Here is a 14995-nt window from a genome sequence, read left to right as displayed (position 1 = left end):
GGACTGAATGCCAGTGACCACGGTATCCACCACTGAGGCCCCGGCCGGCTGTCGCCCCGGAGCCTTCGGCAACGCCACCCACCTGATCTGTCGCGCCTGCGGCGCCACCGGGCCGCTCGGTCCGTTCTACGCCTGCGTCGAATGCTTCGGCCCGCTCGAGGTCGGCTATGAGTTCCCGACGATCACCCGGGCCGACCTCGAGGCCGGTCCGAAGAGCATCTGGCGCTACGCCCCGCTGCTGCCGGTGCCGGCCGACATTGCTACCTTCCGCTCCACCGACCCCGGCTTCACCCGGCTGGTCGACGCCCGCAACCTCGCCGATGATCTTGGTCTGAAGCAGCTCTGGGTAAAGGACGACTCCGGCAACCCGACCCACTCGTTCAAGGACCGGGTGGTCGCGGTCGCGCTGTCCGCGGCCCGCGAGCTCGGCCTCAAGGTGCTGGCCTGTCCGTCCACCGGCAACCTGGCCAACGCGGTCGCCGCGGCCGCCGCCCGGGCCGGCATCCAGTCCGTCGTCCTGGTGCCGGAAAACCTGGAACGACAGAAGATCCTCGCCTCCGCCGTCTACGACACGACCTTGATCGCGATCAAGGGCAGCTACGACGACGTCAACAAGCTGGCCAGCGAGATCGCCGGTGAGGAAGAGGGTTGGGCCTTCGTCAACGTCAACGTCCGGCCCTACTACGCCGAGGGTTCCAAGACGCTCGCGTACGAGATCGCCGAGCAGTTGGGCTGGCGCATTCCTGATCAACTCGTCATCCCGGTCGCGTCCGGCTCCCAGCTGACCAAGATCGACAAGGGCTTCACGGAGTTGATCAAGCTCGGCCTGGTGGAGGAGAAGGCGTACAAGATCTTCGGCGCCCAGGCGACCGGCTGCTCGCCGATCGCGCAGGCCTACCGTGCCGGCCACGACGTGGTCCGCCCGGTGAAGCCGGACACGATCGCCAAGTCGCTGGCGATCGGCAACCCGGCCGACGGCCCCTACGTGCTGGACACGATCCGGCGCACCGGCGGCGTGATCGCCGACGTCGACGACGAGACCGTGGTCACCAACATCCGCCGGCTGGCCCGGACCGAGGGCATCTTCGGCGAGACCGCGGGCGGCGTGACGATCGGCGTGACCGCCAAGCTGATCGCCGACGGCGCGCTCGACCCGGCCGCCGAGACCGTGGTGATCAACTCCGGTGACGGGCTGAAGACGCTTGACGCGGTCGCCGATCAGGTCGGCCCGAAAACGACCATCGCGCCGCGCTATGAGGACTTCGCCACCTTCTGGGAGGATTACCGGTCATGAGCGCATCCGTACGCATTCCGACCATCCTCCGCACCTACACCGGCGGCGCCAAAGAGGTCACCGCGGAGGGCTCCACCCTGGCCGAGTTGCTCGACTCCCTCGAGTCGGCCCACCCCGGCATCAAGGAGCGCGTCGTCGACGACGCCGGCGAACTGCGCCGTTTCGTCAACGTCTACGTCGGCGACGAAGACGTCCGCTTCGTAGGCGGCCTCGAAGCCAAGGTCGAAGACGACGCCAAAGTCTCCATCATCCCCGCCGTAGCCGGCGGCTGCTGATCCCCCAAGAAACCCCGCCGAGACGGCACAAACGCACGTGCTTTTGCGGCGTGTCGGTGCACAAGCGACGTCTCGCTGAACTGAATCTGCGTCCCGTTCCGGCCTGGCCGGGATGGGGCGCGGTGCGTTCCAACCGTTCCACCGGGTGACCCCGTGCGTCGATAGCGTCGTGGCCGACCGCACACCGATTCCACCCTCTCGGCGGGGAGAGTGGCACCCGAACAGGAGCGTCAGATGAAGACTGCGATCAATCAGCTGTCCCACCGATCCACCCGCGTGGCCCTGGCCGGAGCGGCGGCGATCGCCGCGGCCTCGGGCCTCCTGGTGGCGACCGCCCCGAGCGCGGCGGCGGAACCGGCGGGCTGCTCGGCCCAGGACTATCTGGACCAGACCGACATCCTGCGGCCCGGCCGCGCCCTGTGCAACGGCGGCGCCGTGCTGCGGATGCAGGACAACGGGGACCTGGTCCTGCGCAACGCCTCGACCGGAAAGACCTGCTGGCGCTCGGGCACGTCGAAGCCGGGCGTGTCCGTGACCTTCACTCCGGGCAAGGGCACCGGGCCGGCCGGACAGTTCACGCCGTTCATCAGCGTCGGTGATCATCAGATCCACGGCTCCAACAACATCCTGGATCTCGGCCGGACCGCCAACCTGAACGACAAGGGCGAGTTCTGGATCGGGTACGGGCACATCGCCACCTGCTGATCCCCCCGGACCCTGCTCATCCCCGGATTCCAGCCCGCCCACGCCTCGCCGAGACGTCACTTGTGCGCCGACACGCCGCAGAAACGCGTGCATAAGTGACGGGTCGGCGGGGGTTTGGGTGGGTCGTCGGGGGTGAGGGGCATGATGGCGGGCATGTCGGAGACCAGCACCGCGCCCACCCGTACCGCCGAGCAACTGGCCGCGACCATCCGGGCGGTGGCGGGGCCGCAGGCCGAGCCGCGGGCGGATCAGCTCCGGGCGGTCGAGGAGCTGGTGGACCACCGGCGGCGGGTGCTGGTGGTGCAGGCGACCGGGTGGGGCAAGTCGGTCGTCTACTGGGGCGCCACCGCCGCGCTCCGATCCGGCGAGCACCGGGCCGGGCCGACGCTGGTCGTCTCGCCGCTGTTGGCGCTGATGCGGGATCAGATCGCGGCCGCGGAGCGGGCCGGGCTGCGGGCGGCGACGATCAACTCGACCAACTTCGACGACTGGGACCCGATCTTCGAGGCCCTGGCCGGCGACCAGCTCGATGTCCTGCTGATCTCGCCGGAACGCCTGGTCAATCCACGGTTCGCGGCTCGGCTGCCGGAGCTGCTGTCGCGCTGCGGGTTGCTGGTGATCGACGAGGCGCACTGCGTCTCGGACTGGGGTTTCGACTTCCGGCCGGACTACCAGCGGCTGACCCGGACGCTGCTCGAGCTGGCCCCGGGCACTCCGGTGCTGGCCACCACCGCGACCGCGAACGAGCGGGTCACTGCCGACGTCGCGCGGCAGCTCGGCGAGGAAACCGTGACGCTGCGCGGCTCGCTGGCCCGGGCCTCGCTGCGGCTCTCGGTGGTGCCCCAATTGACTCCCTTGCAGCGCTACGCCTGGGTGGCCGAGGCGCTGCGGTCGCTGCCCGGCTCCGGCATCGTGTACGTGCTCACCGTGGCCGAGACCGAGCGGGTCGCCGGCTTCCTGCAGAGCCAGGGCCTCGACGTCGCGGCCTATTCGGGTCAGACCGAGAACCGGGAGCAACTGGAGGACCGGTTGCGGGCCAACCAGGTCAAGGCGCTGGTGGCGACCTCGGCGCTCGGCATGGGCTACGACAAGCCGGACCTCGCGTTCTGCATCCATCTCGGCTCGCCCGCCTCGCCGGTCGCCTACTACCAGCAGGTCGGCAGGGCCGGCCGGGCCCTGGACGACGCCGTCGCGGTGCTGGTGCCGGCCGAGTCGGACGAGCGGATCTGGGACTACTTCGCCACCGCCGGGATCCCGGTCGAATCGCAGGTGGAGCAGATCCTCGACGTGCTCGCCGAGGCGCCGGCCGGGCTGGGCGCGATCGAGGCGGCGACCGGTATCCGCCGCGGCCGGCTCGAGTCGACGCTGAAGATCCTGGCCGTCGACGGCGTCGTGGAACGGGATCGCAGCGACTGGGTCGCGACCGGGAAGCGCTGGTACTACGACGAGGAGAAGTGGTCCGCGCTGCGCCAGGTCCGCGCCGACGAGGCCGGGCTGATGCGGTCGTACGCCCACGGCGAGGGCTGCCTGATGCGCTTCCTGCAGCAGGCCCTGGACGATCCGGATCCCCAGGCCTGTGGCCGTTGCTCGGTCTGTACCGGCACGCTGCCGGAGCCCGGCACCGCTCCCAGCGAGGAGTTGATCACGGCCGCGCGGACCTTCTTCCGCGGCCAGGACACCGTCGTCGAGCCGCGCAAGCAGTGGGCGGCCCGACTCGGTGACCGGAAGGGCAAGATCAACTTCCTGGCGCCGGGCCGGGCGCTGGCGTACGCGGACGACCCCGCCTGGAGCGACACCTTGCGCCGGCTCTGGGTTCGCGACGAGCCCGTTGATCAAGAGATCCTGGACGCGGTCGTCGCGGTGCTGAAGCGCTGGTCGCCGCACTGGGACCGGCCGACCGCGGTGGTGCCGATGCCGTCCCGGCGATTCCCGACCATGATCGAATCGGTGGCCCGGCACGTCGCCGACAAGGGCCGGCTGCCCTACGTCGACGCCCTGGCCGTCTCCGGCCCACGTCCGGTCGAGGACGCCTCTTCCTCGGCCCGGGCGACTGATCTGCTGGCCCGGACCACCGTCCAGCCCGGCGTCTCCTTCGACGGGCCCGTGTTGCTGATCGACGACACGATCCGGACCCGCTGGACGATCACCGTCGCCGGCGCCCTGATGGCCGACGCCGGCGCGACCACCGTCCTGCCGCTGGCCCTGCACCAACTGCCGTAAGGCCTTCCAGAATCGGTGTGCAAATCTTACAGCTGGTGTGAGATTTGCACATGATTCGGCGAGGACAGGTGCCGAGGAACTGCGCGCCCTGGAAGATGCCGATCCCGGAGCCGGCCAACCGGTGCGGCTGGGACTCGGCGGCGACGGTGGTGATCACGAACGCGAAGCCGGCGTCCAGGGCGACGATGGCGAGGGCGATCAGGATCGGGGAGGCGTCCCGCCCGCCGCGAAGGTGAGCAACATCATGGCCGCGCCGATCATGATCAGACTTGCCGTGCCCGACAGGGGCCGGCCGGCGCAGGCTGAACCGATCGGAAACTCTGCCGTAGAAGGGAATAGGGATTCCTTCCTTCGTCTGTAACACGTTTTTGTTATAGATTCGGCAGCAGTGAACTGCTGATGATCATGGTGGGTTGATCAGGACTTCGCGGACGTCGCGGAGGCGCGTTCGGCTTGGATGATGCGATCGAGAATCGTGGCGATACTCGTTCCCTGTAAGCGTTTCTGCAAGGCCCGCTCGGCCTCGGTGAACTCCGTGTCGAGGAGGGCGATGATGTTGCGACCGATGACGCAGGCCTCGCTCGGCGGGTGGTTGTGGCCGGCCAGCAATGGTCCGTCCTCGACCGCGGTGTAGGCGTCGTACAGGCTGATCCGCCGGGCCGGCCGGGTCAGGCGCCAGCCGCCGCCGTACCCCTCGGTCGCCTGCACCAGCCCGGCCCGGCGGAGCTGGCTGAGCAGTCGGCGCACGGCGGCAGGATTGCTGTTCAGGCTGTCGGCGATCTCCGCCGAGGTCAAGAGTTGATCTTGACCACGTTGGGCGAGCATGGTCAGCGATGGCGCTGCGACTGCTGATGCTCATGGTGACTCCTGCGATCTGTAACTGTCATGATTACAGTAGGCGGCTGCCCGGGCTGCACAAGTCAGGCGAGCCGCAAGATCGGTGCGATCGATTGCAACAGTCGCTCTTGTCGCCCAAGAGGATCTGTATTCGCTCACGATTACAGCAGGTATTGCTTAAAGAACTTTCAATCTACTTGTTTCCGGCATGCGCTTACCGGAAATGTGTGGTCGGTCAGCTGACGCAATCGTAATTCGGCAAGACCAGGCGGCATGTCGTTCGCCGATGCGGGGGTCTTGGGGGCTTTGGGGAAAGGCGAATGCTTCATGCGCAGGTTTCTGAACGGTTTTGTCATACTCTCGCTCGCCACGATTCTGGTGGGCGCGGCGGCCGGCACCGCGGCAGCGGACCGGCCGAAGGAGGAAGGATCGGGGCGCTACATCGTCGTCCTGAACGAACAGCAGCGGGACAAGGGGGTGCTCGGCACGACCTCGCAGCAGCTGCAGTCGGTGGTCAAGGGGCTGCGAGTCGGCCACCTGTACGGCGAGGTGCTGAACGGTTTCAGCGCGACCATCCCGAACGACCAGGTGGAGGAGCTGCGGAACGACCCGCGGGTCGCCTACCTGGAGGCCGATGAGAAGGTCAGCGCCGACGGCCAGTCGCTGCCCTGGGGTATCGACCGGGTGGAGGCCGACAAGAGCTCGACCAAGGCCGGCAACGGGTCCGGTGCCGTCTCCGGCGTCAACGCGTACGCCATCGACTCCGGCGTGGCCAAGGATGCCGACCTCAACGTGGTGCAGCGGCTCAACTTCACCGAGGAGCCGAACGAGGACTGCCACGGCCACGGCTCGCACATCTCGGGGACGATCGGGGCCCGGGACAACTCCCGCGGTGTGGTCGGGGTGGCGCCGGGGCTGCCGATCACCTCGCTGAAGGTGCTCGACTGCGAGAGCCACGGCTGGTATTCGGACATGATCGCCGCGATCGACTGGGTGACCAAGAATGCGAAGAAGCCGGCCGTCGCCAACATGAGCATCGGTGGCAATCCCAGCCAGGCGGTCGATGACGCGATCCGCCGGGCGGTGAAGTCGGGCGTGTTCTTCGCCCTCTCCGCCGGTAACAAGGGAAAATCGGCCTGTGGCCAGACGCCGGCCCGGGCCGGGGCGGGCACGAACAACGGCATCCTGACCGTGGCGGCGCTCGACTCGGGCAACAAGGAAGCGTCGTTCTCCAACTACGGCGACTGCGTCGACATCTGGGCGCCGGGCGTGAAGATCTTGTCCACCGGCAACAGTGGCGGCATCGGCTACATGTCGGGCACCTCGATGGCGGCGCCGCACGGAGCCGGGGCGGCAGCGCTCTATCTTTCCAAGCACAGGACGGCGACGCCGGCCCAGGTCGAGGCGGCACTGAAGAAGGCAGCCACCTCGACCGGCAGCAAGAGCAAGGACGGCGCCGCGATCAAGCGGGTCAACACCTCCGGCATGTGATCACCTCCGCCCTCTTCGTCACCTCACGAGGTGGGGAGGAGGGTGGACAGGTGGGCCGAGGCGGTGTGCAGCGCCCGCGACCGGGCGGTGATGCTGTCCTCCCGGACGGCCAGCGCGGCCTCGACCTCGGTCAGCCGGCGACCGCTCGGCAACTCCGGCAGCACCGCTCGCAGGGTTTCGATCCGATAGCCGGCCGCGCGGAGTTGGTGCACGATCCGGGCATCGCGGACCTGGGCTGGGGTGTAGCGACGGGTCCCGCCCGGGCTGATCCGATCCGGTACGACGAGCCGCTCGGCATCCCAATGCCGCAGCGTCGATGATCGGACGCCGAGGGCGGTCGCCAGTTCGGACACGCTCATCGAGTCGCTCGGCCGTACGTCCTCGAGCGGCTCGACGGTGATCGCCGCCACCGCCGCCCGGGCCAGCCGGAGTTCGGCGCGTTCCCGGTCCAGCCCGGCATGTGCCGCGTCGAGCGAGGCCAGCACTTCGGCGGCCGGTCGCCGATGGACCGCGACCATGATCGACTTCGCCGCGACCGGGCCGATCCCGGCCGCCAGCGCCCGATAGGCCAGCGCCGACTGCAGGTGTGGCTCCCGATAGGTCCGGTAGCCGTTGCTGGACCGGACGGCGGGCGGCAGGACTCCGTCCCGCTCGAGGTTGCGGATCTGCTGCACCGAGTAGCCGGCCCGATCGGCCAGGGCCTTCGTCCGGAATTCGGCCGGGTTGAGGGTTGTCATTCCGGATTCCTTCCTCTACGACGGCGACTCTCCACAAGCACTTTAATGCGACGGTTGAAGGCATGAGCCTTGATGAACTGATCGAGTTCGGGTCGGAACTGGACGGGGTGCTGACCCTCCGACCCGGGCCGGGTGACGGATCGCCCGAGCTGGCCTGGGGTGATGTCTTCTTCTACTACGCGCCGGACGGGGTGCTGCCGCCGGCGACGCAGCCGTTCGCCACCATCGTCACGAAGGACTATCCGGACGACGCCGGGTCACGGCTGGACCGGCCGGGCGCGTTCCGGGCCAACGTCGCCGCCGGCCGTGAGGCCTTCCGGCGCTGGACCGGTCGCGCGCCCCGGGAGCCGGGGTCGGACGATCCGAGTCTTGAGGACACGGTGATCGCCCATCCCGTCTATGGTTCGCTGGGTTGGCTCGCCGTGGTCAACCCGGGGCCGCGCACCGATCAGACGCTGCGCGAGTTGATCACCGGCGCGTACGGTCTCGCCCGGGCCCGGGTCGAACGCCGTTCTGAGACCCACCCTTGACCTCGAGGGAACTTGAGGTTGCAACCTGGGCCGCGTGACCGATGATCTTTCTCCCGCGCGGAGCATGTTGCAGCGCCGGCACCTGCTGCCGGCCCTGGCCATGATCGCGCTGGTGACCCTGGGAGCGTTGGAGAACCGGGCGACCAGCACGGTGTTGCCGGTGGTCGCCGAGGATCTCGGCGGGCTGACCTGGTTCGGTGCGGCGACGATCGGACCAGGGCTGACGTACGTGATCGCCGTCGTGCTGGCCGGGGCCTGGATCGATCGCCGCGGCCCGGGCCCGGCGATCTTCACCGGGGTCGGCCTGTTCCTGATCGGGCAGTTGGTGATCGCCTCGGCGCAGACGATGCTGGTGGTCGTCGCCGGCCGACTGATGTCCGGCATCGCCGAAGGGCTGTTCGACATCGGCATCACGGTGTTGATCGTGACCACCATTCCGGAGCGGCTGCGGCCGAGGATGATCAGCCTGATCGCGATGGCCTGGATCCTGCCGTCGGTGCTCGGCCCGCAGTTGGCCGGCGGGATCGCCGAGCAGGCCGGTTGGCGCTGGGTCTTCCTGCTCGGCGGGGTGCTGGCCGTGCCGGTGGCACTGGCGCTGATCGGGCCGATCCGGCGGTCCCGGCGAGCACCGCAGGACGCGGCCGACCACGGCGGGGTCGGATTGGGCACGCTGCCGTACGCGATCGCCGTGGCCGGGACGATGGGAGCGGCCGCCGCGTTGGCTCCGCTGGCCGCCGGTGGCGGATCGTTGTTGATCATCGGTGCCGCTGGGTTGATCTTGCTGGTCGGGATCGGGATCTGGTGCGCCCGGCCGTTGCTGCCGACCGGAACCCTGGCGCTGCGGCGCGGTGTCGGCGCGACCGTCGGTCTCGGCGCGGCCCTGTCGGCCGCCTTCGCGGTCGGCAGCAGCTACCTGCCGCTGATGTTGATCGAGGTGTCGGGCTTCAGCCCGGCGATGGCGGGGCTGAGCATGACGATCACCGGGCTGTTCTGGGCCGCCGGCTCCTGGCTCCAGGGCAGCCCCGCGGTCCAGCGGCGGACCCGGGTCACCCGCCGGGTCGGGCTCGGCTTCGCCTTCGTCGCGTTCGGTCTGATCGCGATGGCCGGCACCGCGGCCGGATTGATCATGCCCGTGATCGGCCTGGCCGGCTGGGCGGTCGCCGGCGTCGGGATCGGGCTCGCGTCGGCCAGTCTCTCCGTGCACCGGTACACCCTGGTCGCCGACTCTGAGCAGGGCCGGGTCGCGGCGGGCAACAGCCTGCTCGGCTCGGCCGCGATCAGCGCCGGCGGCGTCGGCGTGGGCTACGCGATCGCCGCCTCGGCCCCGCATCCGCCGGCCGCCCTGTTCGTGATCGTCTTCGCCGCCGCCGCCCTGCTCGCCACCACCGGCGCCCTCCTCTCCCGCCGAATCCTCCCTCCGCCCGAGTTGTCAGAAGTGAGTAGCCCTATGACACAACTCAGTTCTGACAAGTCGGCTTAGGGGGAGGGGGATTCGGCGGCGAGGCCGGCGATGATCAACCGCAGGCCGTGGTCGAAGTCGGCGTCGCGATCACCGTCGAGCGGAGTGCTGCGGTTGAGTGCGTCGACCGTCGGCTCGGTGTCGGCGGAGATCCGGCGGCGCCGGGCCTCGGGGGTGTAGCGCGGGTCGCTCTCGCCGGGGCGCGGATGCACGGCCTGTTCCTCGATCGCGAAACCGACCGTGTAGCAGTAGATCGTGGACAGCGCGGTCGAGGCGGTCCGGGCCGAGAAACCGGCGCCGGTCAGCACGCCCAGGGCTCGCTCCATCACCGCGAACATCGCCGGATCGGTGAGATAGGTGCCGGGCACCATCTTCGCGCCGTCCCGATAGCGGAGCAGGGCCCCGCGCAGGCCGTGGGCGTACGCGGGCAGGAACTCGCGCCAGGGCAGCCCGGTCCAGTCGGCGGTTTCCCGGGTCGCGTCGGTCAGGACCGTGGTCGCCATCGCGTCCAGCAACTCCTGCTTGTTCTTGAAGTGCCAGTAGAGCGCGGGGGCCTGGACGTCGAGCTCGCCCGCGATCCGGCGCAGGGTCAGCCGCTCCAGGCCGTCGGCGTCCAGCAATCGCAGCGCGGTGCGGACGACGGTCTCGCGGTCCAGGGCCATCGAAGTCCTCTCCTCGTCAACGGGTTGACAGCTTAACAGCGTTAAGGCATCCTGGCGTGGTCAGGAATTTAACGCTGTTAAGGAGCACCATCATGAAGGCTGCAGTGATCACTGCGCTCGGCCTGCCGCCCGCCTATCAGGACTTCCCGGAGCCCGTCCTCGCCGAGGGCGAGACGCTGGTCCGGGTCGCGGCGGCGGCGATCACCAACATCGCCCGGATGCGGGTCGCCGGCACCCACTACTCCGGCCACGACGCACTGCCGGCCGTCGCCGGGCTGGACGGCGTCGGGCACACCGACGACGGCACGCGGGTCTACTTCGGGGCGCCGCGCGAGCCGTACGGCAGCATGGCCGAGCTGGTCGCGGCCCCGGCCCGCTTCCTGGCCCCGGTGCCGAACGAGTTGGACACGGTGACCGCCGCCGCCCTGCCGAACGCCGGCGTCTCGGCCTGGCTGTCGCTGGCTCACACCGGCGGACTGACCGAGGGGCAGGACGTGTTGATCATGGGCGCCACCGGCGTCACCGGCCGGCTCGCCGTCCAGTGCGCCAAGCTGCAAGGGGCTCGGCGGGTCGTCGCGGTCGGCCGCAACCAGACCTCGCTGGACCGGCTGGCCGAGCTCGGCGCCGATGCGACGGTACGACTGGACGACGAAAATGATCTTGCCGAGCAGCTGGCCGCGGTGGCCGGCGACGGCTTCGACCTGGTGATCGACTACCTATGGGGTGCACCGGCCGAGGCCTTGATCACCTCGCTCAGCCGTGGTGATCTCGGCTCGGCCAAGAAGCGCACCCGGCTGGTCCAGGTGGGGGAGATGGCCGGCTCGCGGATCTCACTGCCGGCCGGCGCGCTGCGCTCGTCCGGCCTGGAGATCGTCGGCAACGGCACCGGCAACCTGCCCGCCCCCGAGGTGCTCCGTGCGTCCTTCGCCCAGGTGCTCGCCGCCGCCGTCCGCGGTGACCTGGTGATCGACGTCGAAGCCATCCCGCTCAGCGACGTCACCGCCGCCTGGCACCGCAACCCCCAAGGCACCCGCCTCGTCCTCACCCTCACTCCCTGAAACCCCGACTTGTCAGAATTAGGGCACGTCCTGGCGTGCCCTAATTCTGACAAGTCGGGGGTTTGAGCCAGGTGGGGATGGTGGTGGTGAGGGTGGTTTTGAGGTGGGGTGGGGCGGTGGAGGCTTCGATCGACTGTTGGGCCAGGTCGGCCAGGGTGGCGTCGGTGCAGCCGAGGTGGTCGCGGGCGATCTCGTACTGGCCGGTCAGGCCGACGCCGAAGATCAGCGGGTCGTCGGTGGCCAGGGCGACCGGGACGCCGGACCGCCGTAGTTGATCAAGGGGAATCGCGGCGAGGTCGGTGACGACCCCGAAGGGCGGGTACGAGGTCGGGCACACCTCCAGGGTCACCCGGCGTTCGGCCAGCAGGTCGAGCAGGGCCGGGTCGTTCACGGCGGTGAGACCGTGGCCGATCCGGTCGGCGCCGAGCAGGGTCACGGCCTCGCGGACGTGCCAGGCGTCGTGATAGAAGCCGGCGTGCGGCGTCGCCAGCAGGCCAGCGTCCTTGATCATCCGGAAGGCCGGTACGAAGTCGGCGGTGCGGCCGAGGCGCTCGTCGTTGGACAGCCCGAAGCCGACCACGCCCTCCGGCGCGTAACGGATCGCCAGCTCCGCCAGGCGTTCGGCATGATCACCGGCGGCGCCCCAGCTGGCCGCGATGATCAGGCCCGCCGGCCGGTCCCGGAGGGCTCCGAGCACGGCCTCGATCACCGCCTCCAGGCTGCCGAGATGGCGGGCGTACGAGGTCGGGTCGACCTGGAGCTCCACCCAGCCGGCGCCGTCGGCCTGGTTGTCGTCGATCGCCTCGGTCACCACGCGTTCGAGGTCCTCGGCGGTCCGCAGGGCGGCCCGGGCGGCGTCGTAGCGATCTTGGAACACCTCCCAGCCGTGCGGCGTCGGCTGGTCCGGATCGACCGGCGGCAGCAGTGGCAGCCCGTGCCGCGCGGCCAAGGCGTCGGCCGTCGCCGGCCGCATCGAGCCGGTCAGATGCAGGTGCAGGTTGGCCTTCGGCAGGCGAGCAAGATCACGGATCCGGGTCGGGTCGGGCGGCACGGTCAGGATCCTCGCAGACCGGTGCTCAGCGCGACCGTGTCGGCCGCCCGCACGACGGCGCGGGCGATCCCGGCCCGCTGGTCGAGCATCAGTTGGTGTTCCAGTCCGGTGACGCCGACGGCGGCCACCGCGAAGCCGTCGCGATCGAGCACCGGAGCGGCGATGCAGGCGATCCCGGCTTCCTCTTCCTGATCTTCGACGGCGAAGCCGCGCTCCCTGATCAGACCGAACTCCTCCCGCAGTGGCCGGCCGCTCGAGCCCGTCCCCTTCGGTCCGTGGCCGGGCAAGGCCTGGTCGAGCAGCTCCTGCTGCTGGTGCTCGGGGGAGAAGGCGGCGATCGCCTTGCCGAGCGCGGTGACGTTGTACGGCGACACCCGGCCCGGATAGGTGTTGAACTGCACCATGGTGCCGGTCCCGGCCTTGGCGACGTAGACCACCTGGGCGCCGTCGAGCACGCCGAGGTGCGCGGTCAGCCCGACCTCGTCGCGCAGCTGGTTCAAGATCGGAATGCTCTCGTCGGCGAGCTCGAACCGGCGCAGCGTCTGCATCCCGAGCCCGTACAACTTGAGGGTGGGTCGCCACAGGTGACTCCGGCCGACCACCGACCGCTGGGCATAGCCGCGGTCCTCGAGTGAGGCGACGATCGCCGAGCAGGTCGCCAGCGGGATGCCGCAGCGCCGGGCCAGCTCGGTCAACGTCACCGGGGCCGTCGTGACGACCAGGGTCTCGAGCACCTGCAGGGTGCGTCCGGTCGACGCCGACCCGGTGCCGGTCTCGCGCGCCATGATCATCTCCCTACTCCCGCCCGCCTACATGGTACGGACCCCTTGACTCCTACAACGTTAAAACAGTAGCGTGAATACCATACATATGTCCCGCATTTCGAACATCAAAGAAGATCATGAGCTCACTCCTGATGCGCCGGCCGGACCTGGCCGAGCTTCCGGCGGCCATGGCCGCCATCGACCTCGCGGGGCCGGGCGACGCCGATGCCCTGGCCCGGCTACTGACCGCGTCGTTCGGCGAACCGTGGGACGCGGCCAAGGTGCGCAGTTACCTGCTGGACGAGCCGACGGTGTCGCAGACCTTCCTGATCCGCGACGGCGACCGGGTCGTCGCGACGGCCTCGGCGCGGACCCTGCCGGAGCGGTATCCCGGCGCGGGCTACCTGCACTGGGTGGCCGCCGACCCGGAGGCCCGCGGCCGCGGCATCGGCCGAGAGGTGGTGCTGGCGGTGCTGCAGCGCTTCGTCGTCGAGGGCTGCACGGCGTCGGTGCTGGAGACCGATGATCATCGACTGGCGGCGATCAAGCTCTATCTGCGGCTCGGCTACGTGCCGCAGTATCCCGATCCCGATCATGAACGGCGGTGGTCGGTGATCTTCCGTGCCCTGCTGGGCCCGGCGGGTAGTCGATGAGCGCGCCGGAGCGGGTCGACGTCGCCGTGATCGGCGGCGGCATCCTCGGTCTGGCCTGCGGCTACGAGCTGGCCCGGGGCGGCGCCGAGGTGGTCGTCTTCGAGCGCCGGGCGCTGGCCAGCGGCACCACCGGCGGCTCGGCCGGCGTCGTCTGCCTGCACGACCTCGGTGAGCTGTACGCGGTGCTGAGCCTGGTCGGCCATGATCGGATCCGCACCCTGGAACGGGAGCACGGCTTTCCGTTCCACCGCTACGGATCGCTGTCCTACTGGCGTTCCGGGCGGTCCGAGCCCGGCCCGTCGGCGTACGAGACGGCCTACGGCACCGGCCCGGAGAGCATCTACCACCGGGTCCGGCTGACCGGCACCGAGCTGCGATCGCGGTTCGGCTGGCTGCCCGACGACGTCGCCGGCGGTGACTTCTTTCCCAACCAGGGCTTCATCAACCCGTACCAGCTGGTCCAGTTGTACGCCGACGAAGGGGCCCGGACCGGCCGGCTGACCGTGCTGCCCGGCACCCCGGTGCTGGCGATGGACCGCGAAGGGCCGCGGATCACCCGGTTGATCACCCGGCGCGGCCCGGTCGAGGTGGGCACGGTGATCAACGCCGGCGGCCCGTGGGGCGGCAAGATCGGCCGGCTCGGCGGGCTCGACCTCGACCTGATCCCGCAGCGGATCCAGGTCGCCGTGGCCACCGGCTTCGAGGACGGCGCGTCCCGGGTGCCGCTGCTCGGCTGGCCGGGCGAGGTCGACGGCCAGGGCGGCTGGTGTCGCGGCGAGGAAGGGGATCTGCTGCTGTTCGGCCAGCATCGGCACACGCCGGAGCCGGAGTTCACCGTCGATCCCGATCACTGCGACCTGAACAACGACGCCGGCTTCCCGGAGCGGGTCGGCGCCATGATCAAGAGCGGCTGGCGGCTGCCGCGGAGCCGGTTCCTGCCGGGCTGGAACTGTGTCTACGGGATGACGCCGGACGGCTACCCGATGGTCGGCAGCAGCGGGGCGCTGGGCAACCTGATCCACGTCCTCGGCTGCAACGGCCACGGCATCACCCTGCACGCCGGGCTGGCCAAGGCGGTCGCCGCCCGGGTGCTGCACGGCACGACGACGATCGACCTGACCGGTGTGCCCGGCGCACCGGCGGAGCTGGAGACGAGCTGGCTCAGCCCGGATCGCTTCGCCGCCGGCCGCGCGCTGCGGCTCGACCCCACCCATCCCACCCCGGCCGCCGACCTGGTGGCCACGCCCTGAACCCGAGGA

The 14995-nt window shown here is 69.9% G+C and carries 14 protein-coding genes and 1 pseudogene; 10 read left to right on the top strand and 5 right to left on the bottom strand.

From position 1 onward, the window contains the following. The first annotated feature begins 7 nt into the window (after positions 1–7). The 4 genes from thrC (at position 8) to FNH24_RS30110 (ending at position 4494) form a co-directional block, all read left to right on the top strand. A complete protein-coding gene (gene thrC, locus FNH24_RS30125; protein WP_152365966.1) occupies positions 8–1294 on the top strand; it encodes a threonine synthase in 1287 nt (428 codons plus the stop codon). Beyond that, complete coding sequence (locus FNH24_RS30120) at positions 1291–1569, top strand: ubiquitin-like small modifier protein 1 (protein WP_152365965.1); 279 nt, start codon at positions 1291–1293, stop codon at positions 1567–1569. The genes thrC and FNH24_RS30120 overlap by 4 nt, the downstream gene beginning before the upstream one ends. 234 nt (positions 1570–1803) lie before the next feature. Next, the gene (locus tag FNH24_RS30115) at positions 1804–2274 is read left to right on the top strand and encodes a hypothetical protein (RefSeq protein WP_152365964.1); all 471 of its coding nucleotides are present in this window, start codon (positions 1804–1806) and stop codon (positions 2272–2274) included. Between the two features lie 153 nt (positions 2275–2427). Beyond that, on the top strand, positions 2428–4494 hold the full coding sequence (locus FNH24_RS30110) for a RecQ family ATP-dependent DNA helicase (RefSeq protein ID WP_246187152.1): 2067 nt from the start codon (positions 2428–2430) through the stop codon (positions 4492–4494). Between the two features lie 417 nt (positions 4495–4911). Here the strand turns inward: FNH24_RS30110 and FNH24_RS30105 are convergent. Continuing rightward, positions 4912–5328, bottom strand: a pseudogene (locus tag FNH24_RS30105) (Rrf2 family transcriptional regulator); the annotation flags it as partial. A 330-nt stretch (positions 5329–5658) separates the two neighbouring features. Between FNH24_RS30105 and FNH24_RS30100 the strand changes: the two are divergent. Next, complete coding sequence (locus FNH24_RS30100; protein ID WP_161606396.1) at positions 5659–6822, top strand: S8 family peptidase; 1164 nt, start codon at positions 5659–5661, stop codon at positions 6820–6822. A gap of 23 nt (positions 6823–6845) precedes the next feature. On the opposite strand, the gene FNH24_RS30095 is transcribed toward FNH24_RS30100, so the two are convergent. Next, the gene (locus FNH24_RS30095; protein ID WP_152365961.1) at positions 6846–7559 is read right to left on the bottom strand and encodes a MerR family transcriptional regulator; all 714 of its coding nucleotides are present in this window, start codon (positions 7557–7559) and stop codon (positions 6846–6848) included. A gap of 62 nt (positions 7560–7621) precedes the next feature. On the opposite strand from FNH24_RS30095, the gene FNH24_RS30090 reads away from it, so the two are divergent. Continuing rightward, a complete protein-coding gene (locus tag FNH24_RS30090) occupies positions 7622–8089 on the top strand; it encodes a DUF6194 family protein (RefSeq protein WP_152365960.1) in 468 nt (155 codons plus the stop codon). A 34-nt stretch (positions 8090–8123) separates the two neighbouring features. Then, positions 8124–9569 carry an MFS transporter gene (locus FNH24_RS30085; protein WP_152365959.1) on the top strand — a complete coding sequence of 482 codons (1446 nt, stop codon included), beginning with the start codon at positions 8124–8126 and terminating at the stop codon, positions 9567–9569. On the opposite strand, the gene FNH24_RS30080 is transcribed toward FNH24_RS30085, so the two are convergent. Continuing rightward, on the bottom strand, positions 9566–10210 hold the full coding sequence (locus FNH24_RS30080; protein ID WP_152365958.1) for a TetR/AcrR family transcriptional regulator C-terminal domain-containing protein: 645 nt from the start codon (positions 10208–10210) through the stop codon (positions 9566–9568). The two genes, FNH24_RS30085 and FNH24_RS30080, sit on opposite strands and share 4 nt — an antisense overlap. Before the next feature lie 92 nt (positions 10211–10302). On the opposite strand from FNH24_RS30080, the gene FNH24_RS30075 reads away from it, so the two are divergent. Continuing rightward, positions 10303–11268 carry a quinone oxidoreductase family protein gene (locus FNH24_RS30075; protein ID WP_152365957.1) on the top strand — a complete coding sequence of 322 codons (966 nt, stop codon included), beginning with the start codon at positions 10303–10305 and terminating at the stop codon, positions 11266–11268. Positions 11269–11308: 40 nt separating this feature from the next. Here FNH24_RS30075 and add read toward each other — a convergent pair whose 3' ends face one another. Next, positions 11309–12319: an adenosine deaminase gene (gene add, locus FNH24_RS30070; RefSeq protein ID WP_217428632.1), complete on the bottom strand. Its 1011-nt coding sequence runs from the start codon at positions 12317–12319 to the stop codon at positions 11309–11311. 2 nt (positions 12320–12321) lie between these two features. Then, positions 12322–13104 carry an IclR family transcriptional regulator gene (locus FNH24_RS30065; protein WP_161606395.1) on the bottom strand — a complete coding sequence of 261 codons (783 nt, stop codon included), beginning with the start codon at positions 13102–13104 and terminating at the stop codon, positions 12322–12324. Between the two features lie 116 nt (positions 13105–13220). Between FNH24_RS30065 and FNH24_RS30060 the strand changes: the two genes are divergently transcribed. Continuing rightward, positions 13221–13736, top strand: coding sequence for a GNAT family N-acetyltransferase (locus FNH24_RS30060; RefSeq protein WP_152365955.1), 516 nt, complete (start codon positions 13221–13223; stop codon positions 13734–13736). Beyond that, positions 13733–14986, top strand: a complete 1254-nt coding sequence (locus FNH24_RS30055; protein WP_152365954.1) for an NAD(P)/FAD-dependent oxidoreductase — start codon at positions 13733–13735, stop codon at positions 14984–14986. Before FNH24_RS30060 ends, FNH24_RS30055 begins: the two co-directional genes overlap by 4 nt. The last annotated feature ends 9 nt before the right edge of the window (positions 14987–14995 follow it).

Source organism: Microlunatus speluncae, assembly GCF_009299835.1.
GTDB lineage: Bacteria > Actinomycetota > Actinomycetes > Propionibacteriales > Propionibacteriaceae > Microlunatus > Microlunatus speluncae.
This window is presented reverse-complemented; position numbering and strand designations above follow the sequence as displayed.

Excerpts from the sequence above, each read along its gene's own strand:
- FNH24_RS30100 (WP_161606396.1), top strand. The coding sequence starts at position 5,659 with ATGCGCAGGTTTCTGAACGGTTTTGTCATACTCTCGCTCGCCACGATT.
- FNH24_RS30120 (WP_152365965.1), top strand. The coding sequence starts at position 1,291 with ATGAGCGCATCCGTACGCATTCCGACCATCCTCCGCACCTACACCGGC.
- FNH24_RS30115 (WP_152365964.1), top strand. The coding sequence starts at position 1,804 with ATGAAGACTGCGATCAATCAGCTGTCCCACCGATCCACCCGCGTGGCC.
- FNH24_RS30095 (WP_152365961.1), bottom strand. The coding sequence starts at position 7,559 with ATGACAACCCTCAACCCGGCCGAATTCCGGACGAAGGCCCTGGCCGAT.
- FNH24_RS30080 (WP_152365958.1), bottom strand. The coding sequence starts at position 10,210 with ATGGCCCTGGACCGCGAGACCGTCGTCCGCACCGCGCTGCGATTGCTG.
- FNH24_RS30110 (WP_246187152.1), top strand. The coding sequence starts at position 2,428 with ATGTCGGAGACCAGCACCGCGCCCACCCGTACCGCCGAGCAACTGGCC.
- FNH24_RS30060 (WP_152365955.1), top strand. The coding sequence starts at position 13,221 with ATGAGCTCACTCCTGATGCGCCGGCCGGACCTGGCCGAGCTTCCGGCG.
- FNH24_RS30055 (WP_152365954.1), top strand. The coding sequence starts at position 13,733 with ATGAGCGCGCCGGAGCGGGTCGACGTCGCCGTGATCGGCGGCGGCATC.
- thrC (WP_152365966.1), top strand. The coding sequence starts at position 8 with ATGCCAGTGACCACGGTATCCACCACTGAGGCCCCGGCCGGCTGTCGC.
- FNH24_RS30065 (WP_161606395.1), bottom strand. The coding sequence starts at position 13,104 with ATGGCGCGCGAGACCGGCACCGGGTCGGCGTCGACCGGACGCACCCTG.
- FNH24_RS30075 (WP_152365957.1), top strand. The coding sequence starts at position 10,303 with ATGAAGGCTGCAGTGATCACTGCGCTCGGCCTGCCGCCCGCCTATCAG.
- FNH24_RS30090 (WP_152365960.1), top strand. The coding sequence starts at position 7,622 with ATGAGCCTTGATGAACTGATCGAGTTCGGGTCGGAACTGGACGGGGTG.